The 25,484-nt window shown below is 51.3% G+C and carries 20 protein-coding genes; 6 read left to right on the top strand and 14 right to left on the bottom strand.

Features of this window, described 5'->3' with window-relative positions; all coding sequences use genetic code 11:
* Positions 1 to 8 precede the first annotated feature (8 nt).
* Positions 9 to 1,616 carry a response regulator gene (locus CZ379_RS13365; RefSeq protein WP_110932071.1) on the bottom strand — a complete coding sequence of 536 codons (1,608 nt, stop codon included), beginning with the start codon at positions 1,614 to 1,616 and terminating at the stop codon, positions 9 to 11.
* A 233-nt stretch (positions 1,617 to 1,849) separates the two neighbouring features.
* Entirely contained in the window at positions 1,850 to 2,701 is an 852-nt protein-coding gene (locus CZ379_RS13360; RefSeq protein ID WP_110932070.1) for an AraC family transcriptional regulator, read from the bottom strand.
* 123 nt (positions 2,702 to 2,824) lie between these two features.
* On the opposite strand from CZ379_RS13360, the gene CZ379_RS13355 reads away from it, so the two are divergent.
* From CZ379_RS13355 to CZ379_RS13340, 4 genes are read left to right on the top strand one after another with little or no spacing between them, the layout of a single operon-like run.
* Positions 2,825 to 3,673 carry a sugar phosphate isomerase/epimerase family protein gene (locus tag CZ379_RS13355; RefSeq protein WP_110932069.1) on the top strand — a complete coding sequence of 283 codons (849 nt, stop codon included), beginning with the start codon at positions 2,825 to 2,827 and terminating at the stop codon, positions 3,671 to 3,673.
* Positions 3,674 to 3,686: 13 nt separating this feature from the next.
* Positions 3,687 to 4,850 carry a Gfo/Idh/MocA family protein gene (locus CZ379_RS13350; RefSeq protein WP_110932068.1) on the top strand — a complete coding sequence of 388 codons (1,164 nt, stop codon included), beginning with the start codon at positions 3,687 to 3,689 and terminating at the stop codon, positions 4,848 to 4,850.
* Between the two features lie 44 nt (positions 4,851 to 4,894).
* Positions 4,895 to 5,656: a sugar phosphate isomerase/epimerase family protein gene (locus CZ379_RS13345; RefSeq protein ID WP_110932067.1), complete on the top strand. Its 762-nt coding sequence runs from the start codon at positions 4,895 to 4,897 to the stop codon at positions 5,654 to 5,656.
* Position 5,657: 1 nt separating this feature from the next.
* Positions 5,658 to 6,692, top strand: a complete 1,035-nt coding sequence (locus CZ379_RS13340) for a Gfo/Idh/MocA family protein (protein WP_110932066.1) — start codon at positions 5,658 to 5,660, stop codon at positions 6,690 to 6,692.
* A gap of 66 nt (positions 6,693 to 6,758) precedes the next feature.
* On the opposite strand, the gene CZ379_RS13335 is transcribed toward CZ379_RS13340, so the two are convergent.
* From CZ379_RS13335 to CZ379_RS13310, 6 genes are all read right to left on the bottom strand, one after another.
* Entirely contained in the window at positions 6,759 to 7,670 is a 912-nt protein-coding gene (locus tag CZ379_RS13335) for a nucleoside hydrolase (RefSeq protein ID WP_110932065.1), read from the bottom strand.
* A 76-nt stretch (positions 7,671 to 7,746) separates the two neighbouring features.
* Entirely contained in the window at positions 7,747 to 9,327 is a 1,581-nt protein-coding gene (locus CZ379_RS13330) for a glycoside hydrolase family 43 protein (RefSeq protein WP_110932064.1), read from the bottom strand.
* Positions 9,328 to 9,429: 102 nt separating this feature from the next.
* The gene (gene glpK / locus CZ379_RS13325) at positions 9,430 to 11,004 is read right to left on the bottom strand and encodes a glycerol kinase GlpK (RefSeq protein WP_110932063.1); all 1,575 of its coding nucleotides are present in this window, start codon (positions 11,002 to 11,004) and stop codon (positions 9,430 to 9,432) included.
* Between the two features lie 12 nt (positions 11,005 to 11,016).
* On the bottom strand, positions 11,017 to 11,955 hold the full coding sequence (locus tag CZ379_RS13320) for a transketolase family protein (protein WP_110932062.1): 939 nt from the start codon (positions 11,953 to 11,955) through the stop codon (positions 11,017 to 11,019).
* 2 nt (positions 11,956 to 11,957) lie between these two features.
* Entirely contained in the window at positions 11,958 to 12,809 is an 852-nt protein-coding gene (locus tag CZ379_RS13315) for a transketolase (RefSeq protein ID WP_324616435.1), read from the bottom strand.
* A 24-nt stretch (positions 12,810 to 12,833) separates the two neighbouring features.
* On the bottom strand, positions 12,834 to 14,267 hold the full coding sequence (locus CZ379_RS13310) for an L-fucose/L-arabinose isomerase family protein (RefSeq protein WP_110932060.1): 1,434 nt from the start codon (positions 14,265 to 14,267) through the stop codon (positions 12,834 to 12,836).
* Between the two features lie 278 nt (positions 14,268 to 14,545).
* Between CZ379_RS13310 and CZ379_RS13305 the strand changes: the two genes are divergently transcribed.
* A complete protein-coding gene (locus CZ379_RS13305) occupies positions 14,546 to 15,583 on the top strand; it encodes a LacI family DNA-binding transcriptional regulator (protein WP_199925602.1) in 1,038 nt (345 codons plus the stop codon).
* 167 nt (positions 15,584 to 15,750) lie between these two features.
* Here the strand turns inward: CZ379_RS13305 and CZ379_RS13300 are convergent, their stop codons facing one another.
* Together CZ379_RS13300 and CZ379_RS13295 are read right to left on the bottom strand one after the other, a co-directional pair.
* Positions 15,751 to 16,905 carry a glycoside hydrolase family protein gene (locus CZ379_RS13300; protein WP_110932059.1) on the bottom strand — a complete coding sequence of 385 codons (1,155 nt, stop codon included), beginning with the start codon at positions 16,903 to 16,905 and terminating at the stop codon, positions 15,751 to 15,753.
* A 151-nt stretch (positions 16,906 to 17,056) separates the two neighbouring features.
* Positions 17,057 to 18,445 carry a family 4 glycosyl hydrolase gene (locus tag CZ379_RS13295; RefSeq protein WP_110932058.1) on the bottom strand — a complete coding sequence of 463 codons (1,389 nt, stop codon included), beginning with the start codon at positions 18,443 to 18,445 and terminating at the stop codon, positions 17,057 to 17,059.
* Positions 18,446 to 18,616: 171 nt separating this feature from the next.
* Between CZ379_RS13295 and CZ379_RS13290 the strand changes: the two genes are divergently transcribed.
* Positions 18,617 to 19,462, top strand: a complete 846-nt coding sequence (locus CZ379_RS13290; RefSeq protein WP_110932057.1) for an AraC family transcriptional regulator — start codon at positions 18,617 to 18,619, stop codon at positions 19,460 to 19,462.
* A 131-nt stretch (positions 19,463 to 19,593) separates the two neighbouring features.
* Here the strand turns inward: CZ379_RS13290 and CZ379_RS13285 are convergent, their stop codons facing one another.
* The 4 genes from CZ379_RS13285 to CZ379_RS13270 all read right to left on the bottom strand — a co-directional run bounded on the left by CZ379_RS13285 (position 19,594) and on the right by CZ379_RS13270 (position 25,398).
* Positions 19,594 to 21,177, bottom strand: coding sequence for a glycoside hydrolase family 43 protein (locus CZ379_RS13285; RefSeq protein WP_234404906.1), 1,584 nt, complete (start codon positions 21,175 to 21,177; stop codon positions 19,594 to 19,596).
* An 81-nt stretch (positions 21,178 to 21,258) separates the two neighbouring features.
* On the bottom strand, positions 21,259 to 22,626 hold the full coding sequence (locus CZ379_RS13280) for a glycoside hydrolase family 28 protein (RefSeq protein ID WP_110934363.1): 1,368 nt from the start codon (positions 22,624 to 22,626) through the stop codon (positions 21,259 to 21,261).
* 40 nt (positions 22,627 to 22,666) lie between these two features.
* Positions 22,667 to 23,779, bottom strand: a complete 1,113-nt coding sequence (locus CZ379_RS13275) for a glycoside hydrolase family 88/105 protein (protein WP_110932056.1) — start codon at positions 23,777 to 23,779, stop codon at positions 22,667 to 22,669.
* Positions 23,780 to 23,880: 101 nt separating this feature from the next.
* Entirely contained in the window at positions 23,881 to 25,398 is a 1,518-nt protein-coding gene (locus tag CZ379_RS13270) for an extracellular solute-binding protein (protein ID WP_110932055.1), read from the bottom strand.
* Positions 25,399 to 25,484 lie beyond the last annotated feature (86 nt).

The raw sequence follows: 25,484 nt of genomic DNA, 5'->3' as shown, positions 1-25,484 counted from the left end.
CAGTTCTCCTATTCGACTTTAGCGGATTGCTTGTACTCCTGCGGCAGCTTGCCGTACATCTTCTTGAACATGTCGCTGAAATGTCTGGCATTGTTATACCCTACGCGGTCGGAGATTTCGTAAATCATCATATCGGTCTCAAGCAGCAGGCGAACCGCATGCTTCATGCGTACCTCCGTCAAGTACTGCTTGAAATTCTGCCCTGTATGCTTCTTGAAGAAGCTGCTGAAATAGTAAGGGTTCATATAGATCAGCGAGGCCATGGAGTCCAGCGTAATGTTCTCCGTGTAATGCTCCTCGATATAAGCTTTGATCTCTCCTAGCTGTACGGCTTCCTTATTCGTCAATTTATGGGCGATTTGCTCATAAATCTGCTGCACGATGGCTTCGACTTCCCTTTCCACGCCCTCATATGTGCAATAGCCAGATAGCCGATCAAGCAGCGAGGAAGGCTCCTGATGAATTCGATCTATCGAAATCCCGATATGGGACATCTCCTGTTCCAGCACCAGAATCGTGTTATAAACATTTGAAACCGCCACGTTCTTGCTGCCGCCGGCTTGCTGCTTAATCAAGCTGAGCAATTGCTGCGTTATCTCGGGAATCTGCTCTCTCTGCTGCGAGGTCAAAGCCTTGACCAAAGACGTTTGCAGCTCGATTAAGGTGTAGCCAGGAGATTCAGGGGACTCAGAGGCTTCGGAATCCCGGCTATCATTTTCAATAACCCGGTTCAATCCGACGAAATACCTTCTTCTAAGCGCTTTCAATGCGGTGTGGTACGAATACTCTGCTTCTTCGGTGTCGGAGACCGCACTGCCGATTCCGATGGATACCTTCAGCTTCAAATAGCTATTGATCTTCTCATGCAGATCCTTCGCAAGCTGAATCGGCTCCCTCGGCGTTTCGTGCTGAACCAGAATGCCAAATTGACCTTCTTTATGAAACATAATTGCATTTCCAGCAGTTTCTATCGTTTCCTTAATAATATTGTTCAGTGCGAAATGAACCAGCTTGCGCTCCCGTTCCTCCCAACGCGAAGTCCCGCTCAGATCCGCATCCGTCTCCAACAGGCATACCGTGGTATACCGACTTATGGCGATAGCCCCCAAATGGATCAACTCGGCGGCGGCTTTCCGATTGCCATCTGTCAAGCTATCGAGCAGTTCTTCGATCGTTACCGTGCGATTCTTTCGTTCATAATGATCGAGCATTTCCTTTGCCCGCTCACCCTCTGTCTCCTCACGGATTAGCGCTGCTGCTTTTGTTACGACTTCTTCCAAATGAGCCTTAATCACCGGCTTGACCAAATATTCGAGCGCCCCGTATTGAATCGCCTGTTTTGCATATGCAAATTCCTGATAGGCGCTAATAAACACCACTTTGACCTGCAGGTTCTTTTCGTGGACTTCCCGAATGATATCGATGCCGCTGCAGCCAGGCATACTAATATCGCTAATGATTAAATCTGGATCACATGTCTGAATGAGCTGTCTCAGCTCGTTTCCGTCATTAGCCTCCCCAACAATCGTCAGCCCAAGCTCTTCCCATGAAATCAACTTCTTCAATCCCCGCAAAATAACCGGTTCATCATCGGCCAACAACACCCTAATGTTCATTGCTATCTTCCTCCTTCTGCACGGGCTAAGAGGTTGCTAAAACACACTTTCATTATACAACAACGAGTTCTTTCGACATGCCACAATAACGACAATTACCATTTTATTTCGACGTACAATTTCAGGAAATGGATACAGCCAAACCCTGTTAAGTCCACTTTAACATGATGCTTCACAGCCGGAATGCAGTTTTTTAAGGCCAATGTGCAGTTTCTTTAGTTTGGCCGTGTTAATCATTGCGGCTTCCCGCTCCTCGGCGTCCCTCCGGTCAGCTTGCGATAGGCCTTGAAGAAGCTTGAATAACCGTTGAACCCGGACATGAAACAAGCCTGGGTGGGCGTAAAGCCCTGTATCATCAGTTGATCAGCCAAATGAATTCTTTTATAAGTGATATATTGATTGATCGTAAATCCGGTCGTTTCCTTGAAAATACGGCATAAATGATATTTCGTGACGAAAAATCTCTCCGAAAGCGCATCCAGCGTAAGCTGCTCCTCCAAATTCGCATTAATATATTCCAACACAGCCCTGACCTTGCCATCCCCCAGCTTGCTGCTGCTTGGCAAATCTGCTTTAGCCAGATCATTGATTGCCGATAAAATCTGCACGATGATGCATTTCGCGACCATCTCATGCTCGGGGTTCCTCTGCTCCAAGGCCTTCCGCAGCTTATCGAATAATTCAAGCAGTCCGCTTGCTCTAACGATCTCTGCGCTTAACTGATTATCTTCTCCGAGCTTGCGGAATTTGATCGTACGGAAGAAGTCGATGCCGCCAGCCATAAAGGGAGGCAGAAAATTGGCATCCATGCTTAAAACGATCCGCTCATACGGCCGATTTTCAGCGATATTAACGACATGGAGCTCATTGGAATTCATCATCAGGATGGAGTATGGCTCCAAGTCGTATTTGCTGCCCTCAATCGTAAAGCTCCCTGCGCCGTTGATGAACATAAAAATTTCATAGCCCTTCTCATAATGGAGCTTATAGTCTAGCGGATTGGGCTGCTCATCTCTAGCATGATGATAAAAAAATGAGTTATCTGCAGCCGCATAATGAAATTTTGGTTGCTGACCTGCTGCCATCGAAATCACCTCACCCTAAACATATAGCAAGATTAGCATAGTTTCAAACAATTTCCGGGAAGAACTTTGAAAATATTAATGATAAATTCAAGAGGAAATATCCATAGAAGAGGTGATCCACGGATGGCCAAGTTTTATATTTCAGGCTTTGCCGATGAAATCGATGCGGATTTTCGAACACAATTACGAGGATTAAATTCACTTGGCATCGAGTTTATCGAAATCAGGGGAGTGAACGGAAAGAATATTTCCGTTCTGTCGGGAGAGGAAGTTGCAGAGGTGAAAAACACGCTCCATCATTACGGCATTAAAGTATCCTCCATCGGCTCTCCCATCGGCAAAATAAATATTTTGGATGACTTTGGGCCTCATCTGGATATGGCCAAAAGGATTTTTGAAATCGCTAACACATTGAATAGTCCATTTGTGCGCATTTTCAGCTTCTATATGCCGGAGGGCAGCGATCCTGCCCTATACCGGAACGAGGTTATCGACCGAATCGGCGCTATTCTGGAAGCTGCCGAGGGCAGCGGCTTAACGATCCTTCACGAGAACGAAAAGGATATTTACGGCGACAGCCCCGAGCGCTGCCTTGACCTGATGCAAACGTGCCGGTCAACGCATTTCGCCAGCGCCTTCGATCCAGCCAACTTTGTTCAGTGCGGCTGTGAGGTATACCCAGCAGCCTTCGAGCTGCTGGAGCCTTATATCCGGTATGTACACATTAAGGATGCTCGGGGGGACGGAAGCAATGTTCCGGCAGGAATGGGCGACGGGCGGATCAAGGAGGTGCTTAGAAGCTTAAAGGCTCGCGGGTATGATGGCTTCCTGTCGCTGGAGCCGCATCTGGGCAGCTTTCAAGGCTTGGCTGAGCTGGAGCAAGCTCCGTTGACCGATACGCTTGGCGCAAGCGGGCTACACACCTTCAAAATAGCTCATTCATCGTTGCTGGAGATTCTAGACCACATTTAGAGGAGGATATTCCATGAAAAATGTACGCCTCGGCATCATCGGCATTGGCAATATGGGCATGTCCCACAGTTTGCAAATTCATAAGGAGCATAAGGTACCGGGCATGATGCTTGGCGCAGTATGCGACACTAGCCCAGAGCGGAGGGCTTGGGCGCAGGATAATCTGCCGGGAGTGGCCGTATTCGAGCATGCGATAGAAATGTACGAAAGCGGTCTGATCGATGCCGTCTTAATCGCCGTTCCCCATTATGATCATCCTTCGCTTGCGATTGAAGCCTTCACCTGCGGGCTGCATGTGCTCATCGAGAAGCCAGCCGGCGTATACACAAAGCAGGTGCTGGAGATGAACACGGCTGCGAAACAGTCCGACAAGGTTTTTGGCATCATGTACAATCAGCGGACGAATCCCGTGTACCAGAAAGTGAGAGAACTCGTGCAAAGCGGCGAATTGGGCGAGCTTAAGCGAGTCGTCTGGATCATTACGGACTGGTACCGTCCGCAGGCTTATCATGATTCCGGCTCCTGGCGCTCCACTTGGGAGGGCGAGGGCGGCGGCACGCTAATTAACCAAAACCCGCATAACCTGGATTTGCTCCAGTGGATGCTCGGCATGCCCCGCAGAATCCGCTCCTTCTGCAGCTTCGGCAAATATTACGATATTGAGGTAGAGGATGACGTAACCGCTTATTTGGAATATCCAAACGGAGCAACGGGTGTCTATATCACGTCAACGGGCGAGGCACCAGGCACGAATCGGCTTGAGATTTCCGGAGTTATGGGCAAAATCGTCGTCGAGAACAATCGCATCACGTTTGACCGGAACCGCATTTCGGAGCGAGAGCACAATCGGATGAACGTAGACCCGTTCCGAAAGCCGGAATGCTGGCGCTGTGAAATTCCCGTCTCGGGGGACGGCGGTGAACAGCACATCGGCATTTTTAAAAACTTCGCAAAGACGATTTTGCAGGGTGAAAAGCTGCTGGCACCAGGGGAGGAGGGCATTCACGGCCTGCTCATTTCGAATGCGATCCATTATTCAACCTGGACGGATGACTGGGCAGAGCTTGATCGCTTTGATCACGAGCATTTCTATGAGCTGCTGCAGGAGAAGATCAAGAGCTCCACGGTGAAAAAGAACGTCGTCCAAAAGGTCGTCGATGTGTCGGGAACGCATTAGTCGGGATAGAAACTGAAGGCAGCACATAAAAGGAGGTTTCGTGAATGAAGAAAATTTTAGGCGCGCAATTATATACGGTTCGGAATTTTGCCGGAACGGCAAAGGAATTTGATGAAACGCTGCGGAAAATAAAAGAAATGGGCTATACGACGATTCAGCTATCCGCGATTTGGCATATTCCTGTCGATGAGCTGGCGGCAATCGCCCGCGGCCATGGTTTGAAAGTTGTGGTCACCCATATCCCTTATGACCGATTTATCAACGATCTGGATGGCGTCATCCGCGATCATCATATGCTGGGCTGCGGGCTGGCGGGGCTGGGCGGACTGCCTGCCGAGTATCATAGCGCCGAGGGCTACATCGCCTTCGCCAAGAAATTCTCGGCGATCGCCGATGAATTGGCGCAAAACGGGCTAAAGTTCAGCTATCATAACCATCATTGGGAATTTCAAAGCTACAACGGGAAGCTCGGCATGGATATGCTCATTGAACAGACAAGTCCAGAGAACTTCCTGTTTACGCTGGACACTTACTGGGTACAGGTAGGCGGCGGCGATCCCAGCGCCTGGATCCGCAGGCTGAAGAACAGAATTGAGGCCATCCACCTGAAGGATCTGACGATCATCGATTCACAGCAGATCATGACCGAAATTATGGAGGGCAATCTCCATTGGCCGGAAATTCTGCAGGCTTGCGAGGAGGCAGGAGTCAAGTGGTATTTAATCGAGCGGGATGACGGGCCGACGGACGCGTTCGATAGCTTGAACATCAGCTATAACAATTTGCAAAAGTTCGGGTTCTCCTAAGATGAGCCGGCTAAATGCCGTCATTGTCGGCTGCGGAGCCATCGGCCCTCTTCATGCCGCAGCGGTCAGGCAATCGGAGGCCTCCGAGCTGTTCGGCGCATGCGATATTGTGAAGGAGCGCGCCGAGACGCTGGCTGGCAAGGAGGAGCGGCGGGTATACACCGATTTCAAGCAGGTCTTGTCCGATCCGGCGGTTCACAGCCTGCATATATGCACCCCGCATCATTTGCATGCAGAAATGGCCATTCAGGCCGCCGAGGCCGGAAAGCATATCGTGCTGGAAAAGCCCGTCGCCATGAACGTCGCTGAAGCACGCAAGGTAGCGGATGCAGTGACGGCTTCCGGCGTGGCCTGCTGCGCGATTTTGCAAAATCGATTAAACCCGTCCATCGAGAAAGCGAAGGAGCTGATTGCGGAGGGAACGCTTGGACGAATGCTCGGCATTAAAGGATTCCTGACCTGGAGGCGAACGGCGGACTACTACCAGTCCGACTCCTGGCGCGGCAAATGGGCAACCGAAGGCGGCGGCCTCTTGATCAATCAAGCCGTGCATATGTTGGATTTGCTTTACTATCTCGGAGGCGAGATTGAGGCGGTTCAAGGAAATATCGACACGCGGATATTGCAGGGCATCATTGAGGTCGAGGATACCGCCGAAGCTACTTTATATTACAAGGACGGCAAGGCCGGAATGTTCTATGCTACGAACGGGCATTCCGAGAACAGTCCCTTTTTTATTGAATTGCATATGGAAAAAGGCTTGCTGCGCTACATGGATAACCAGCTTATGCTGGTCAGCAGCGGGGATGTTCAATGGCTGGAAAGCGATGTGTCCAGCGCGAATCAACAGCCAGCCGTCGGCAAATCCTATTGGGGGCAAGGCCATGCCAAGCTGATTGACCAATTCTATCGGAAGCTTGCCTACGGCGATGGCAGCTACGTCCCGCTGCAGGAAACTGCCTATTCCATGGGCTTACTTGATGCCATTTATGCTTCCTCTAGGAGTCGTAGCAGGCAAACCGTAGAGCTGTTTTAACACGAAAAAGCTGCTCCTCGTCTATAGAGTTGGTATAGACTTGGGGCAGCTTTTTACTTTAGCATCCTATTTTTTGTCGGACTCGGATAATGCAAATAAAGCCAGCTTGGCGTAGAAATCCTCCAATGTAAACCGGGCATCGATGCTGCGATATACGCGAATCGTTCGCCCCTCTTGACCGGGGACATATCTCATCTGCGAATCGATCCTTGGTGCAGCAACGTTATCGTACTCGAACATATGCTCATCCAGCAGAAGCGCAACCGCGGGAGAATCGCCCAGCACCCACATTTCGCCTTTTGGCCAATGCGCCTGATGTCCGTGATCCATGTTGTGCTGAATTAACTGCTCGTACAAGTATCTGCCGATCTCCCCCTGCGGCCTCACTCTTACCGCAAGCTCGGCCAGGCCGACACGCACCATGTCATAGACGTTTTTGGGCACCTGCCAGAGCGGAATGGGGGATTGAAGCACAACGTTAGCGGCATCGATATCGTTGCTAAGGTTGAACTCCCGGCTTCCTTCGGGATAGGCGCCGCCGCCAATCCAAATCGCGGTAAGACGGCCAGCGATAGCCGGCTCCATCAAATAAGCCGAAGCCAAATCCGTTAAAGGGCCGAGGAAAATGACATATAACGGCGGCTCATTCTCTTTCATCGCCTCGCGAATAATGATCTCCGCCCCCTCGGAAGGTACAGACGTGCTTGTGTCCGGAATTTTTACCGGGGCTCCTTTATATACCTCGAACTGGTCTTGCAATCCCATAAGACTCAGCACATGACGAATTTCTGCATAAGATTCCTCCATCGTCGTCTCTCTGCGGGTGCCGAAGTGGGCGCCAATGATTCCTTTGATTTTAAATCTCGGCGTCAGCACCGCATGCACGATGGCATACTGGTCATCAGCTTCACATTTGGTATCGGTGTTTATGATCAGTCTAATCTTTTTCTGTTCTGGCACATCATAAGGCATACTCATATCCATCTCATCTCCCTAACCTGGATTTTGATTTCATGCTAGCCTTGTTTATCCATAACCACTTGCCCTTGGCGGACTACTCCCTGCCCGTATAGCGCAAGTAATCGAAGTCTGCATGCCGCTGCGTTCCCGACAAATCCTGAGCACATAATCCGATAAAGGTACCCGTGAACCCAAGCTTGCCCTCATATTCATCAGCCAATTGCCCCAGATCCTGCGGACTGCCGACATGGAACCAATTTATGCCATCCGGGGAACAACTGAACTGAATCGCATCATATTCGATATTCGCTCTCAAATATACCCGATTCCAGCCCTCCGCCGATACGACAGCGCCTTCCGGCTCATCATAATTGCCTTGATCTGATAATGTCAGCGCCACATGCTTGCCAATCGCTTCATCATGACTGACCCGCAAATAAAAATGGTCGCGGTCATCGTAATATAAGGTTAATCCAGCCATCTGATTGAAATGCTCCGGCTCGAACTCGACGCAGGTCTCCACCTCGCATACGAAATGCTCCAGCCTTCTTGCCACCATACTCTGCCTGAACCAGGAATACAGCGATTCGCGGCCGCGAAGCCGCAAATATCCCGGACGCTCTGTGAGACTAAGCCATTCTTCGTCCGCCGGAACTCGGAGTGTATGATACTGAATACCGAGCTCAGATGCCTCAAAATGATCCGTCTCGGGAAACGACGGGAAAGGATGAAGCGGAAGATCGGGGAGCTCTACCTCGAGCTGCGGCAAACGTCCGCCTCCGGCGATCCGCAGCCAGCCGTCCTCCGTCCATTCCAGCTTCTGCATGCCCGTCTCCCGGCCAAGCGGGCACAGCCTGCGTCCCGGCAGAGTGCGTGCGCAAATGAAGGACATATACCATTCTCCGTTTTGCGTCTCGACAATCGCGGCGTGCCCAGCCTTTTGCAGCGGATAATCCGGATCGTTCACCGTTGTGATAAGCGGGTATTCCGGGTCATACTCGTAAGGCCCTTCGATACGGCGGGAACGACCCAGGGTCGCTGCGTGGTTCCAACCTGTTCCTCCTTCGGCGAGCAGAAGATAGTACCAGCCGTCCCGTTTGAACATATTCGGCCCCTCGCTGACGCCGATATCCGTACCTGTCGCTATGGTCTGAACCGGGCCGACAAGGCGCCCTTCTTCAGGCGAATACTCCTGCATGACTACGCCGGCAAACCGATCCTTTCCCTTGCGAAAATCCCATTTCATATTCAGCAGCCACTTCCGCCCGTCATCATCGTGGAATAAATACGGATCAAATCCGCTGCTATTTAAATATATCGGCTCTGACCAAGGGCCCGTAATATCTGTAGCCGTCAACAAATAATTATGAAGATCCTTAAATACGCCCTTACGGCTTTTTACGTCCGTAATCATTAAATAATACGTTCCTTGATCATAAGTGAGCGCCGGCGCCCAGATTCCTCCAGAGCTTGGCGCTCCGAGCAGATCCAATTGAGACACGCGGCTTAGCGGACGCGTCAAAGGCCGCCAATGCACCAGATCCTTGGAATGATGAATTTGCACGCCCGGAAACCATTCGAAGGTAGAGGTGGCAAGATAGTAATCCTCCCCCACGCGGATCATCGATGCGTCCGGATTAAATCCCCGGATTACAGGATTGATAATGCTCGTCATTTGCTTGCTCCTTTCAGTGAAACCGCATTGATCCATTAAGCTATTCTTAATGTCACTTGGTTTCACTGTATCATGGAGCAATGGGCGGAGGTATGCTGCTTTTTAAGAGCATTGTATGCTTTTTTTAGAACCGGCTTCAGAAGCTTCGGCGATAGTCGAATGGTCAGCTGCGGCACTGTCTTGCAGCACGGCTCCCACCGCCCTCTTCCATCCCTCGTAATTTTGCGCCCGGTGCGTCTGATCCATTAAAGGCATGTAAATCTCGTATTTTCGCATTTGCTTGGCAATTTCACTGAGCGAATCCCAGATTCCAATGCCAAGCCCGCCCATATAAGCCGAGCCCAAAGCCGATAGTTCAGCAACATCCGACTTGGATACCCCGCAGCCCAGCATGTCCGCCTGAAATTGCATTAGAGTGGCGTTGTCGGAAGCTCCCCCATCGGCACGGAGCATCTTAAGAGGTATTCCCGTCCCCTCTTCAATAAGCTCAATGGCGTCCCGAACCTGGTAAGCAATGCTCTCTATCGCGGCCCGAATAATATGGGGTCTGCCCGTCCCCCGGCTCATCCCGGATATCATCGCCCTTGCCTGCGGCTCCCAGTACGGCGCGCCCAGCCCGACAAAGGCCGGAACAAGGTAAACGCCTTCATTATGATGCGTCTGAAGCAGCAGCTCCTCCAGCTCGGCAAAAGTATGGAACAAGCCCAAGTTATCGCGAACCCACTTGATTGTGTCCCCCGATGTACGAATGACGGCTTCCAGGGCGTAGGTTACTTTCCCGCCGATGCTCCAGCCGATCGCGAGCACCAGGCCATTCTCTGCGGCGACTGGCTTCTCGCCGATATTCATCAGCACGGATGTCCCCGTGCCATAGGTCGCTTTGGCCATGCCTGTCTCGAAGCAGTGCTGTCCGAACAAAGCGGCCTGCGAATCGCCGATAATCCCGGCAATCGGTACCGGGTAGGACAACAGCTGTGAATCCTTCGCATTGGTTACCCCGAATACCGCATCGGATGACTTCACTTCAGGCAAAAGCTCGATCGGCACGCCGAACAGCTCGCACAGCTCGGTATCCCAGCGCAGCTCGTGGATGTTGAACAGCGACGTTCGGCTCGCATTCGTGTAATCCGTGGCATGAACCGCTCCGCCGCTCAGCTTCCAGAGCAGCCAGCTGTCCATCGTGCCTGCCAGTAAACGTCCCTCTTCCAGCAGGCGGTCGATATAAGGCACCTGCTCCAGCATCCAGCGCCATTTTGCCGCCGAGAAATAAGGATCAAGCATCAGCCCTGTCTTCGCTCTTACGATCTCCTCATAACCCGCTGCCTTTAACGCCTCGCAGCGTTCTGCCGTGCGCTGGCATTGCCAGACAATGGCATTGCATACCGGAAGCCCCGTAGCCCGATCCCACATTACCGCCGTTTCGCGTTGATTCGTCAGGGTGAGGGCTGCAAGCCGGCTCGGTTCGATGCCAGCCTGCTGAAGCACGGCCTCGGAAGCGCGCAGCACATTTTCGTAAATTTCCATAGGATCATGCTCTACCCACCCGGGGGAGGGATAATATTGCTTATGCTCTACCGAGCTTTTTGCAATGATAATCCCCGCCGAGTCAATGATGAGCGCCTTCGTTCCCGATGTACTCTGATCTATTGTAAGCAAATGTCCTTGTTTGTTCGTCATCGCCCCTGGCTCCTATTTTCCCAGCATATCCAGCGCCAGGTTCTTGATGTTCTCCGCACTGATCCCGTAATGTTCGAATACTTCCTTCGTTTTCCCGGCAATCGCCGGTTCATCCGGAATGCCCAGCAGACGAAGCGGCACCGGATGATGCTGTACAACGACCTCTGCTACCGCAGCCCCAAGGCCGCCGTGTACGCTATGCTCCTCCACCGTAATAATATGCCCCGTCTCCTGTGCCGCCTTAATGATCGCCTCCTCATCCAGCGGCTTAATCGTATGCATATTGATTACCCGGCAGGAAACTCCGGCTTCCTTCAGCTTCGCTTCGGCATCCAGTGCAACTCGTACTGTCTCGCCCGCCGCGATCAGCGTAATGTCCGAGCCGTCGCGCATCGTAATGGCTTTGCCGATGACGAAGTCATAATCCGCAGATTCGTAAACATCCTCTACCGGATTTCGCCCGATGCGAACATAGACGCCGCCCTCATAATTCACGAGCGCCTCGGTCATCCGCTTCGTCTCATGACGATCCGCCGGAAGAATGACGGCAAGACCGGGGATCGCCCGCGTTACCGCCAAATCCTGCACGGAATGGTGGGACATTCCGAGCGCCCCGTAGCTGATGCCGCCGCTGATGCCAATCAGCTTCACGTTCGTTGCCGAATAGGCTACATCTACTTTAATCTGCTCGATGCTTCGCATCGAGAGGAAGCAGGCGGGTGAAGTAACGAACGGCTTTTTCCCGCTGTGCGCCAGCCCCGCCGATATGCCGACGATGTTCTGCTCCGCGATGCCGACCTCTACGAATTGCTCTGGATAGGCCTGCGCGAACGGCCCCATTGCCGCAGAGCCCCTGGAATCGCTGGCCAGCACCATAATGTCGCGATCCGTCTGTGCCAGCTCCAGCAGCGTATCGCAAATGACTTGACGATTAGCAATGTTGTTCCCCATCGTTATCGAACCTGCCCTTCCTGTTGATAGCCAGCCAGAACCGCTGACAGCTCTGCCAATGCCAGTGCAAGCTCCTCTTCGCTTGGTACGTGGTGATGCCAATGCGGCACATTTTCAGCAAAGGAAATGCCTTTCGCCTTCACGGTATTGGCAATGATGAGCGTCGGCTTCCCTGGAACGGTCGGAGCCGCCTCCAATGTACCTACCAGCTGCTCCATGTCGTTGCCGTCGATCGAAATCACGTTCCAGCCAAATGCCGCCCATTTCTCGTCCAGCGGATCGAGTCCCATAACCTCCTCCGTGGAGCCGCTGATTTGCAGCCCATTCCGGTCAATGATGCCGACTAAATTATCGAGCTTGTAATGAGCTCCCGCCATTGCCGCTTCCCATACGGAGCCTTCCGCTTGCTCCCCATCGCCCATCAGGCAGAATACCCGGTAGCCGCGTCCGTCCCGCTTGGAGGCCAGCGCCATGCCCACCGAGATCGCCAGGCCATGCCCCAGGGCTCCCGTATTCATCTCGATTCCGGGCACTTTATTGTTCGGATGACCGATGAGCCGCGTACCAAACTGTGAGAATGTCTCTAATTCTTCTTTTGGGAAAAATCCTCTATCCGCCAAAATACACCACAAGGATTCCACCGCATGACCTTTACTGGCGATAAAACGATCACGATCCTCCCATTTCGGACGAGCCGGATCAAGGTTCATGACTCGATAATAAAGTGCCGTCAAAATATCGGTATTGCTTAGTGATCCGCCGGTATGTCCCGCTTTGGCTCCATGAATCATCCGGAGTAGATCCATGCGTATTTGCGCTGCTTTCGCTTTCAATTCAATAATGTCCATCTTCACCGCCGCCTCCTTGTTCATGATGTTTTATAAATTCGAACCGCGCAGCCAGGCTTGGATTTGCTGTTCTGTCGGATCGACAGGATCCGCCGTCAAGCCGGGAATATAATTGCAGGCCTCATATAAAGCCGGAATAACGTTGGCATGTATGCCTACCGAATGATGCACATAAGGGCCTTTGACCAGCTTTTCTTCCCATAACGGCCAATCGTTCACTTCCACCCAAACGTAAGAACCGCGCGTATAGGGCCCTTGAATGCCGCGAGCCTTGCCGAGGAACAATTGATATTCCCCATGATCCCCATCGAATCTGGCCAGCGTCATGCCGCCGCCTTTGATTTCGCCTTCATGCGTCCCCGGGGAATGATCGTCAAACAGGAAATGCCGGCCTAGCTTCGGCCGCTCCTCCACGGACAGCGATACCGGAAAGTTGCCGCAATGGAACAATAGCTCCCCGTTTTCATTCTCTGGATGGCGAACCGTCAGGTCGGCAAAAAACGTCGGCAGCTGATTCATCGTCGCAGCCTGCACCATGACCGAGGTGATCGCCCCGTGGATATCGGTCTCGCACGTCACCGGAATTTGCTCATCGGTCAGAATGGCATTGGCAAGGCACGGCATGATGCCCATCGCCTCCTGCAAGGCCGACCAGCATTGGATAGCAATAGCTGAGCATCCGTTCTGCACTGCGTACTGCTTCATCGCTACCTTCAAAGCGGCAATCCGCCGAACGTCTTCCTCGGTGACCTCGGACCAATCCAGCTTTGCTTTAATATAGTCGATCGCTTCCGCCAACTCCGAGCTGCTGCCTTTCTCGATCTGCTTTGAAGCTCTTTGAATATCGATCAAAGTGATCGGATGAAGCTCAATGCCGAACCGTTCCAGCAATTCGCCTTCATTACACATCATCGTCCAGAACGATGTCGGTCTAGGGCCAATCTGTAAAATTCGCAGACTGCGGAACTGCTTCACCACGTTCGCCGCGGCTACGAAATTCGTAAATCCTCGCTCAAATACCGGAGAATCTACCCGGCTGTTCGTCACATACGTAAACGGCACATTAAAACGGCGCAGAACCTTTCCGGTCGCAAACAGCCCGCACTGCGTATCGCGCAGGCGCATGCCGTCCTCCAGCGGTGCTTCGTCGCGCGGCCCCCACAGCAGCACCGGCTTGCCCAACGCTTTGCCTACCCTCGCTACCGTATCCTCCGTCCCGAAATTACAATGCGGAAAAAAGACGGCATCGACATTTTCGCGTTTGAACCGCTCTACAATTTTGTCCGCGGCGATATGATCGTCGTACAGCAGCCCTTCCTCATTGATTCCTTCGAGATCTACAAGCTCGAAGTCCATTCCAAAGCTTTGGATCTTCTCCTTAATCATTACTTTGTACTTGAACGCATCCTCCGCACTGAACGTAAAACGACGTGTAGGGGCATATCCCAATTTCAATTTCTTCATCCGGCACACTCCTCAAGTATTGTCGAACTAAACAAACTAAACAAATCTGAGGTTATTGACTAAATTAAAATAGATAGGGTTTAGTCAATTCCATCGTTATGAGTTAAAATTACCACCAGTTTAGGAATTAGTCAACGATATTAACTGAACTTTAGTTAATGTTAAGTCATTATTACTAAATATTTAAGTTAAGCTTCATCTTATCCTTGATAATTTTTTTAGAGATGTGTAAACTAAACCTACTAAACAATTGAATGGGAATGGAGAGATTCTGAACTGTGAGAATGGAGGATATCGCCAAAATCGCTGGGGTTTCCAAAGCGGCCGTATCATTTGCGCTAAGCGGAAAGCAGGGCATCAGCGCGGAAACACGCGAACGGATATTGCAAATCGCCAAAGAGCACGGATATTCCCCTAAATCCAAAGCCGCAGCGCCCGAGCAGGCGCTCAAAACGTTACTCTTTTTGGCATTTGCCAATTCCGGCATCGTGCTTGAACAATATTATCAACAGCCCTTTTTTCGCGAGCTGATTCAATACATCGAGGAACGATGCCGGAGCTACGGTTATTCGCTCATGTTCTCTTCGGTAGAGCCGGAGCATTATGTTGAGGAAATTAAAACCATCGTGGAGGAAAAAAGAAGCGACGGTGTCATCCTGCTTGGAACGAATCTAAGTCAAGCACAAATAGCAGCCATAGCGAATGAGTTGACTGCTCCACTTGTCGTGCTCGATACCTGCTACGAGACGCTTCCGGTTCACTTCATTGAAATCAATAATGTCATGGGCGCATATCAGGCAGGCGCTCATCTGGCGGAGTTAGGACATCGCAATATCGGCTACATCGCTTCGAACGTGAAGATTCATAATTTCGAAGACCGCAAACGTGGTTTCCTCGCTGCCCTTCGCGATCATCAACTGGGGGTTCCAGAGGACAGCTTCTTTGCCGTCGCTCCTACGATTCTATCCTCGCAGGAGGATTTGAAGAGTCAGCTATCGGCCTATCTGGCCTCTGGCAAACCTATGCCGACAGCCTTTTTCTGCGAGTGCGACTATATTGCCATCAGCGCCATCAAGACGTTAGTCGAGCTCAACTACCGGATTCCGGAGGATGTATCGGTCGTCGGATTTGATAATATCTCGGAAGCGCGGATCGTCTCACCGGAGCTGTCAACCGTCCATGTCGAGAAGGAACGGATGGCGCAACTCGCCGTCGACCTGATGGTCCAGTCGATTGAATCCCCTCAGCCGGTGAAGACGAAAGTAAAGGTGGATACCCAATTTATTCCGCGCGGGTCATCGAGCGGCATCGAATAGCGGGGTGTCCCGCACAGGCCGATGGGTTTCCGTATAAAACTCGAAGGTGAACAACAACGAACAAAAGGACGGCCAATGGCCGTCCTTTTAAACGTAGCAATCCAGTTACCCAGTATAAGCCTGTTACTGCCGGGCCAGCACCTCGGCATAGCTTCGGCATTTTTTATCTACCACAAATAGAGATCGTTGCCCTTCAGCTTGAAAATCGCTTCCATGAAGTAAAAATCACCGTAAATAATCGCATGATGATGTGTATCGCTATGATAGGCCCCGGTACCGTTTAACAGGAAGTGGTCGGTATCGGCCGACCAATCGATCCGCGATTCGTCGAGCGTTCGCAGCAGCTTCAGCGCCGCCGCCACAAAAGAGCGGCTTTCATGCCCGCCGACGGCCTTGGCAATTTCGATGAATCCGCACGCCGCAATCGCTGCCGCCGTATCATCCATCAGCCTCGGTTCCTCCGGCTGTCTGAAATCGACCGGGATGATGCCATCCTCTGGAATATTGGCCATAAAATAATTCGCAACCCGCTTGGCCGTCTGCAAATACTCGTCCTTTCCGGTATGAATATAACTCATCATGAAGCCGTATAAAGCCCAGGTCTGCCCGCGCGTCCAGGAAGAGCCTTCCCCGTAGCCCTGACCGCCGTGCGTCCTTACCACTCCTCCGTTAAAAGGATCGAATTCGACAATGTGATTGACGGAGCCATCGGGGCGAACGAAGGCCTGCATGGAAGTATCCGCGTGCCTCATTGCGATTTGTTTGAATCGCGGATCCCCCGTCTCTTCTGTGGCCCAGTACAGAAGCGGTATATTGAGCATGCAGTCGATGATCGCCCAGCCCCTCGTATCGCCTTCCTCCAGGTCATTCCATGCTCGGATGAAGCCCCCTGCCAAATTGAAGCGGCCTGCCAGCAGATTTGCAGCATGGAGCGCCCGCTTCCGAGATTCCGCGCTTCCCGCCACTTTGTAATTCGCCACGCTGGTTGGCAGCCACATAAATCCAACGTCATGATGCAAACCGTAAAATTCTTGGAAGCACCGATCCAGCTTGGCTTCAGAAATCTGCGCGATCTCCTTGTATTTCTCGTTGCCGGTCTCGTGGTGCATAAGCCATAGCATACCTCCCCAGAAACCGTTGGTCCACCAGCAAATGCCGTCTGTGTCATCGCCCGAAGGATTATGGGCGCTCCGGTCGTCGTGCACACCGTTATTCGTCGTATAAGGAATCTTGTTCCGGGAACGCTCGCTGACTAAGTCCATTTTCTGTGTCAGTTTCTTGATGACGCCGTTCAGCCATTGCCGTTCCGTATCGTTCAGCATGGGATTGTTCCTGCCTTTCATCATGGAATTAATTTTAAACGGTAACCGTTTTTCTGCTTATTCCAAGCGTACCATCGCGACTTCATGAATTGAATGAAGTTTTTTAAGCCGCTTATGCAGGTATTTTAGAAACACGCCCATGCTTCTCACATTACTCGTACCAATATCCCGGAATGATCTCCTTTTCTAGCTCCAACAGCTCTTTAATCATCAAGTCTGCGTCATGTATGGAATTTGCCAGCGGATCGGTCAGCATCGCTCTTCTGAGTTTCGCGTAGCTTCGTTCCACAACAGCCTCCGCAGTTAGTTCGTGCGTATCCAGCACGAGCTCCTGCATGCCCCGAATTCCCCGCGGCATCTCACCCACGTGCAGGGGTTTGATTCCGTCCATATTAACCTCACATAACAATTCAAGGAAAGCGTCGTCATTCATGTTCGTCACCGCCCCGTTATTGAGCGTATTAATAAAAAACCGCTTGCCCAAATTGCCCACCATATTTTCGATAATATCCGTGGCATGGTCGGGCCCGAATGATTTCATGTAGTCGGCGATCGGACGTTTTCCGGAAAGGAAGTCATCCACTTGCCCCCACATCTCCTCATGGCGTTGATAGCGGTCTTCCGTTTCCCAAATCGATAAAGGCGGAATGGCGTCCTCCGTCTTGCCCAGTCCCTGCCAATAGCGGACGTATTCTTTCGTGTGGGCCGTACATGTCGGAATATATCCGAAAATGTTATAGAGCTCATACGTGATGGCATCGTTATAAAGCGCCTTCGCACCTGTATCCCCGCCATCGTTTTCCGTTCCCGCCGATATTCTCATCGACTCAGCTACCTGGGGCATGACATCCTTTCCATCATACTCGGCCTTAAGCAGCCAGGTGAAATGATTGACGCCGGCTATGCGGAAATCAAATTTCCGATCGATTTCCCCATTGAACTCACTAATATCCTCAATGATGCCTGCCCGAATGGCATAGTAAGCTTTCTTATGCGGCATATGGTGGCTATCGCAAAGGGCGAAGGTTTTCAGCTGCGGCGCATATCGGCTTAAAGCGATTCCATGGACGGCAGACGGATTGATATAATTAATGACCCACGCATCGGGACAAAGCTCCTCGATGTCTTTAGCGCATTCCATAATGACTGGCAGCTCTCTCATGGCTCTGAAGATCCCGCCTGGGCCGATGGTATCCCCGGAGCACATACGAATTCCATATTTTAAAGCTACCTGGCAATCGATGCCGCGGTATTTTACAGTATCCTCAGCAAAGCTGAGGACGACAAAATCAGCGCCCTTCAGTACCTCTCTCCGATTCATCGAGCCCTCCACTTTAAGGGGCACATTGTTCTCCTTGACAACCATTTCAGCAAGCCTGACCATCTTGGACAGCTTTTCTTCGTCCGTATCTACCAAAGCAAGTGTTCCTTGATTCAAATATTTAGAGTCGACCATTTGCCAAATCGATTGGCGCCCAAAGAATAAACTTCCCGCCCCGATAACGACGATCTTCGGTTGTGGCACTTTAGAATCTATCATATCAAGCCCTCCTTATGGGTTATGACCCCATTATAGAAGACGGATTTCGAAAGTAGAATATGAGATAGTTTTACGTTCATGTCAAATAGTTTGATTATTTATGAGCGGAAACTTCGATGGTATATTATAATTATTTGAAATATGTCTTACGGTAGAGGAATGATACGGGATATGAAAATGAAGGACATGGGAATTCTCAATGAATTGTCGGATTTGATCTCGCTGCGAATGAAGTCTGTTTTTGAGCACGCCCATGACGGGAAGTGGGTCGAGCATAAGGCGCATATTGACTACGATCTTTGGTTCGTTCAATCCGGAATCGTTACGATTCGTATCGATGGAATCGAACATCAGGCCGGGCCGGGAGATGTGGTCTTTTTTTATCCGGGAATTCCTTATATAGCTTCTACTACCGATCAGGGCTGTCAGTTTATTTACGTGCATTTCGACTTCGAAATCGGCAAGCAGCAGCGAATTCTGAGCGACTTTCCGCTCTCGGGAATTATACCGGAAGAGCTGATTCGGGAAGAAACCGTCCTGTTTAGCAAAGCCTTTATGCAATCGAATCAGTTAAGCAGCTTGCCTGGGAACCGTCTATACTTAAAAGCTTGCCTGATTGCTGTCATCGCCAAAATCATTGAACTCTATGGACAAGAGCGGTATACCGGCACATTTCTGAGCGGGAGAATGCCAAAAACAGCCGAGCGGAATTTGGACGTGCTGCAGCCGGTATTCGGTTATATTAACAATCATCTGCACAAATCGATTAAAATGAGTGAGCTCGCCCAGCTTATCGGCATATCCGAGAAATACTTCATCACTTATTTCAAAAAGACTTTAGGCATTACTCCGGGACAATATATTTACCAGGTTAAGATGAACCGGGCGAGGGATTACCTGAACTTAAAGAAATATACGATTCAGGAAATCGCCAGCCTTCTTGGCTACCCCGATCCTTTTACGTTCTCAAAGGCTTTTAAAAAATACTATAACGTCCCCCCTTCCAAGTTTGATTAAAAAAAGCTGTCAGAGGACATGTCCTCTGACAGCTTTGCTGCATTTCAGGGCTTTTTGACGCTATTCATTCATTCATTCATGCGCTCAAACGATCAAGCCCGTCTACACACAGACCGCCATAATCCGGCGGTCTATTCATCCCGGCCCACATACCGAAAATAATGAAAATCGGCATGACTGCCTTTAAACCGATTCATATCGTGGGCGGCGATGCCGATGAAATTACCGGTAAATCCGCCGGACAGGAAGCTAATATTTTGCGATGCGCCGACAGGCTGCCACTCTTGCGATGCGCCCAATCGATAATAAAACTGACCGTTGACTCCAGATACATCTACAGCCAAGTGAAGCAGCCCTTCCTTTAAATCAATCATGACGGGCTCAAGGGAAAATTCGTCCCGCTCGCAGCGCAGCAGTCTCAGAACCCTGCCTCGTCCCTCTTCATGGGTGACGTAGGCGTACCAATAATTGTCCTCATTCAGATACAGCATCAACCCCGCCATTTGCAGATACAGAGTTGGCTCATGATCCAATGCCGTCTCCGCCCGAAAGGACTTATCCGTTTGCCGGATGGCCACGATATGGTGGCTGAACAAGCTCTGAGCGGATTCGCCTGCATGAATTCGCAAGCGGCCCGGGCGCTCGGAAAGCGAGCACCAACTTTCATCAGCCATCATGCGGAGCGTATTCCAGCGTGGATGCAGTTTAGTACCGTTGAAATCATCCTCAAATTCTGCCCGAATCTCTCCCTTGAGGCTCGCCCCTTTAGGCAGCGGCACTTCCGTTTGCGGCGTGTTGCCGCCGCTGGCCAACCGAAGCCATCCTTCCTCATCCCAATGCACCTGTTGAAGCGCCGTTTCCCTGCCCAGGATGGCATACCGGCCTTCCAGTGGACGGGTGCACAGATGAGCCATGTACCACTCGCCTTCGGGCGTCTCCACCAGGCTGCCGTGACCGGCGCATTGCAGTTCCGCTTCAGGCTTCCCGCTAGAGGTCAGCATCGGATTAAGCGGATCGACTTCGTACGGCCCGAGCAGTTCCTTGGATCGCGCTACGGTCACCGCATGGCCGCTGCCTGTGCCTCCTTCCGCAGTGATGAGGTAGTAGCAGCCATTCCGCTTATAAATATGCGGGGCTTCCGTTTTTTTCAGCGGGGTGCAGTCAAACAGCTTCTGCGGCTCTCCAATCAGCTTCCGCTGCTTCGGATCGTACTCTTGAATGACGATGCCGCTCGATTTATTGCCTTCCGTAATGCGGTAATCCCACAGTGCATTCAACAGCCACTTGCGGCCGTCATCGTCATGGAACAGGGACGGATCGAAGCCGCTGCTGTTCAGATAAATCGGCTCCGACCAAGGGCCGTGGATGGATTTAGCCGTAATCAAGTAGTTATGGCAATCCTTGAATGGCCGCTTGGTACTCTTGACATCCGTATACATGAGATAGAACAATCCGTCATGATAGCTGAGCTGCGGCGCCCAAATGCTGCAATTCCTTGGATTTCCCTGCAGTTGAACCTGATTCGTCAAAATATCCGTGCAATGCTCCCACTCCGCCAGGTTGGCCGATTCGTACACTCTAACGCCTGGCAGCCATTCGAACGATGAAACGGCAATATAATAAGTGTCCTGGGCCCGTACAATACAGGGGTCCGGGTTAAAGCCCCGCAGTACCGGGTTGCGGATCACTCCTGTAATTCTGTTATCCGAAATCAAGATGGCTCCCCTCCATAAACCTATTTTGATTTAACATCCATGGCTTGATCTCAAAAATCTTCATCAAAGCCTTATTTCAGATCACACACCAGTTCCTCCCAAGCTCTCCTCGGGAGGCAAGGTGACCTGCTCCAACAACTGTTCAGCTTGCTTCGTATTCCGGGATTCGCAATTCTCCAAATCCACCCGCTCACCGTTCTCCACATAGAAGGCCGGCCCTTCATGATTCTCGACCGTGACGTTGCGGAAGCGGATATCTCGTACGTTTCCTAGGAAAAATCCGCGGTTGTTCATATCGGGTATGCCCGCCATCATGGCAGGCTGACCCGGGATCGCATCCTCGGCCATGGAAATATCGATCTGATCGAAGGTTACCTCCGCAACATATTGCTCAGCGAGGCCATACAGGAACCCGGCTGCCGCATGCACCCTTCGTGCGGTAATGTTGGCGAAATGAATGCGGCGGAAGCAAGGCGTCTCCTCTGTAACTGGATGCGGCTCCTTATCCCATACATACTTGTCTTTGCCTCGCGGCCCGCAAAAATAGTACAAGTTCAAGATAAACGGGCAAAGCACGTCCTCCATGACGATATTGCTCACACGGATATCCTCGACGATTCCTCCTCGCCCGCGCCTGGATTTAAGGCGGATACCGCGGTCGGTTTGCTTGAACACACAATTGGAAATGACCACGTTGCGGACATCGCCGCTCATCTCGCTGCCGATCACGACGCCCCCATGTCCATGAATCATCGTACAATTGGTAATTGTGATGTTCTCGCAGGGAATGCGACCCTTCGTATCCTCCGTCCCCGCTTTTATGGCGATGCAATCATCTCCGACGTCAATTTGGCAGTTGCTGATGCGAACGTTCGTACAGGACTCTGGGTCGATGCCGTCCGTGTTCGGCGAGTCTGCGGGATTGAAGATCGACAGATTATCGATCATCACATCCTGGCAGCGAACCGGATGAACCGTCCAGCTCGGCGAATTCGCCAAAGAAACATCCCGCAGCGTTACCCGGCGGCAGCTGTCAAAGCTGATCAGCTTAGGGCGAGGATAAGCAAGCTCCTCCCGGCGGTTTCTGTGCTTGTCCCACCAAGCTTGCCCGTTCCCTTCAATCCTCCCCATGCCAGTTACGGACACATTCTCCAAATCCTTGCCGAAGATGCACGAGGCATACACCTTCTGCTTCACGCCTTCCCAGCAGGAATCTACCGTCGGATAATCCTCCGGATGGTCGCTGAAGGAGAGCGTAGCTCCCGGGCTTATATGAAGCTCAATGTTGCTCCTCATCATAATAGCGCCTGTACGATATTCCCCCGGCGGCACGTAAACCGTACCTCCCCCCGCCTCGGCTGCAGCAGCAATGGCAGACGCAATCGCTTCTGTCGAAAGCTCGGGGCTATTGGGGCTGGCACCGTAATCATCGATATTAAAAAACAACATGCTCTTGTCTCCTTCATCAGATAAATGCTGCGCCATGCGCCTATCGCTCCAAAAACTCATATTCCGTACAAGCCTGCAGGAAGGCGCCAAGTCCCTTCTGATCATTCGTTATGATCGGTTCACTGATGTAATACGCATAGGTGCCATCGCGGCGGTCTTCTCCGCCCAATCCAGCTACCTGGCAGGTTTTGTTCAGATTGACCCAGCCCTCCTTCGTCTCCAGTACAAATTCCGAGATCAAGCCCGCATAGGCGCGATCCAGCGTCTTCAGCCAGTCCGATCCGAGCAGGCCGAGACGGACGCCTTTAGCCATCGCATACACGATCATGCTGGAAGCAGAGGCTTCCAAGTAATTGCCTTTGCGCTTCCCCGCATCTACAACTTGGTGCCATACGCCCGAATCGGCATCCTGATAGCTTCTTAACGCTGTTAACGTATCGTTTAGAATGCGCGTCAGCTCCGGATAATCCCCATGATCCGCCGGCAGCATTTCCAGGACGTCAACCAGCGCCATGACGAACCAGCCGAGCGATCTTCCCCAGAAATTCGGCGATTGCCCTGTCTGCGGGCTGCACCACGGCTGCACTCGCTGTTCATCCCATGCGTGGTAGAGAAGTCCCGTCTTCCCGTCCTTCGTATGCTGTTCACAGAGAATGAACTGTTTTGTAACGTCATTCAGATCCTCTCCCTTCTCGAAGGTAAGCAAGAACTCTAAATAAAAAGGAGCCCCCATGTACAGTCCATCCAGCCAGATCTGATAAGGATAAATCTTCTTGTGCCAAAAGGCCCCTTCCGATGTGCGCGGATGCGTCTTCAACTGCTCCCTGAGTAAAGCCGCCGCACGCTTGTATTTCTCCTCGCCGGTTTCCTTGTGCAGAACGAACAGCAATTTGCCGTTGTTCAAATGGTCGATATTATGCTCGTCTAGACGGTAGCCCTTTACAGAACCGTCCTCCTGAATAAAGTAGTCCATATTGTCCTGTATATATTTAAAATACCGTTCTTCCCCTGTTACCCTCCAAAGCCGTTCAAAGCCTTTCAAAATAACCCCGTAATCGTAAGACCATTTGCCGTTATAGCCCTTCTGGTACAGCTTCGGCGTGCGTTCCATGATGGACTTTGCGGTTCGTTCCGCCCATTTCGGCCGTTTCATGCCGATCATCCTCCTTGTTGTAAAATGGACTGTTCCCCCAGCAGGCAGTTCTGCGGACGGAACAGTCCGATCCATGACCTCATCCGCTGTAATACTGCTGCTTACTTGCCATAAACTGCATCATATGCGGCTTCATATTCAGCGATGATCGTATCGCCTCCCGCTTTTCTCCAGCTCTCAACAGCTTTCTTAAATCCATCCAAATCGGTTTTGCCGAGAATATATTTGTAGGTGGCATCGGTAATCGTCTTTTGCAGCTCGGAGCCTTGACTTGAATTCATGGGCGACTCCAAAGAATACATCGGATTAAGCACCGCAAAGGTCTCGTTCTCCTCGATCAATCGATTGGCTTCTGTTCTTAGCGGATCCGAGTCATGAATTTCAAATCCGCTCTCCTTCGGACGGGATCCCGCAAACGGCTGTACTTCTTGCTGCCAAAGGCTTGTATCCTTTATGGTGACGGCTTTGTTCTCATCGACCGAATAATGGACGTCTTCAATGCCGTAAGTCATTAGTGCGTATACTTCCTCCGACATCAAGTCGTTAACGAATTTCAGCACTCTTTTTAGCTCCTCTTCATCCTTCACTTCGGATTTCGGGAAAGCCAGCAGGCCTCCGACGCCATTGGACGTCGACCAAATGGCTCTGTCGCTTTCTTTGCCAGTAGACGTAATGCCGTTAACCATAATGAGTTCCATATCATCCTGAATTCCAGCGGCCAAATTCAACAGATTTTTACTATCGAAAAGGGCGCCTACGTAAATCCCTGCTTTACCTTGGGCGAAATTTTGCTGCTGGTCGGTCTTGGCCGTCACGGCAAAATCCTGATTGATGTATCCGTTGTCATAAAGCTCCTTCATGTAATCCATCGTCTTGATATAACCTTCCGATTCGAATTCCGGCGTGACTTTCCCATCCTCACTGACACTCCAGACGCTTGGTGTGCCGAAGTAGGAGCTAAGCGTCTTAAATGCACCGAAGACGAGATCGCTGCGATCCATAAAGCCTGTCGTGTCCTTTACACCGTTTCCATCCGGGTCCTGCTCTGTGAATGCCTTGGCCACCTCCATTAATTCATCCGTCGTTTTTGGAATCGGCAGACCCAGTTTGTCCAGCCAGTCCTTTCGGATGACGACCCCATTCCTCGCTATCTGCTTCTGAAGCGGTACGCCATACAGCTTGCCTTCGATCGATGCCGAGTTCCGCATATCCTGCGAGATGGCAGCTAGGTTCGGAAATTCGTCCAAGTAAGGCCCGACATCCCAGAATACGCCGGCTTTCAAGGCGTTGCGAACCGAAGAGTTATCCAGCATGGTAAGGGTTACGATATCAGCCAGGGAGCCTGAAGCCAGAGAAGTGTTCAACCGTTCTTCCTTCGACGCGTCCGGAATCCAGGAGAACTTGATATCGGTATTCGTCGCCTCTTCAATTTTGTTAAGCACGGTATCTGTAGGCGGCGAAGCGGTCTGCAAAATATTCAACCAACTGATCGATGCTCTGCTGTCGCCAGCGCCAGAACCGCCGGTTTGATTTGCGCCTGTTTTCGTTCCCCCGCATGCACTCAGGAGTAGGCTGCCGCAAAGCGTAAGCGCTGCCAATTTTGCTAAATTTCGTTTCATATGCTCTTCCCCTTTTTCCCTGTTATTTGTATGGCTATTTATCTTCCTCTTCCGCTATAAACGGAAGCAAGAATTCATAAGAGAGC

It is taken from the genome of Paenibacillus bouchesdurhonensis (genome assembly GCF_900155685.1).
GTDB lineage: Bacteria > Bacillota > Bacilli > Paenibacillales > Paenibacillaceae > Fontibacillus > Fontibacillus bouchesdurhonensis.
Note: the sequence above shows the minus strand (reverse complement) of the source record. Positions and strands in the feature narration are given on the sequence as shown.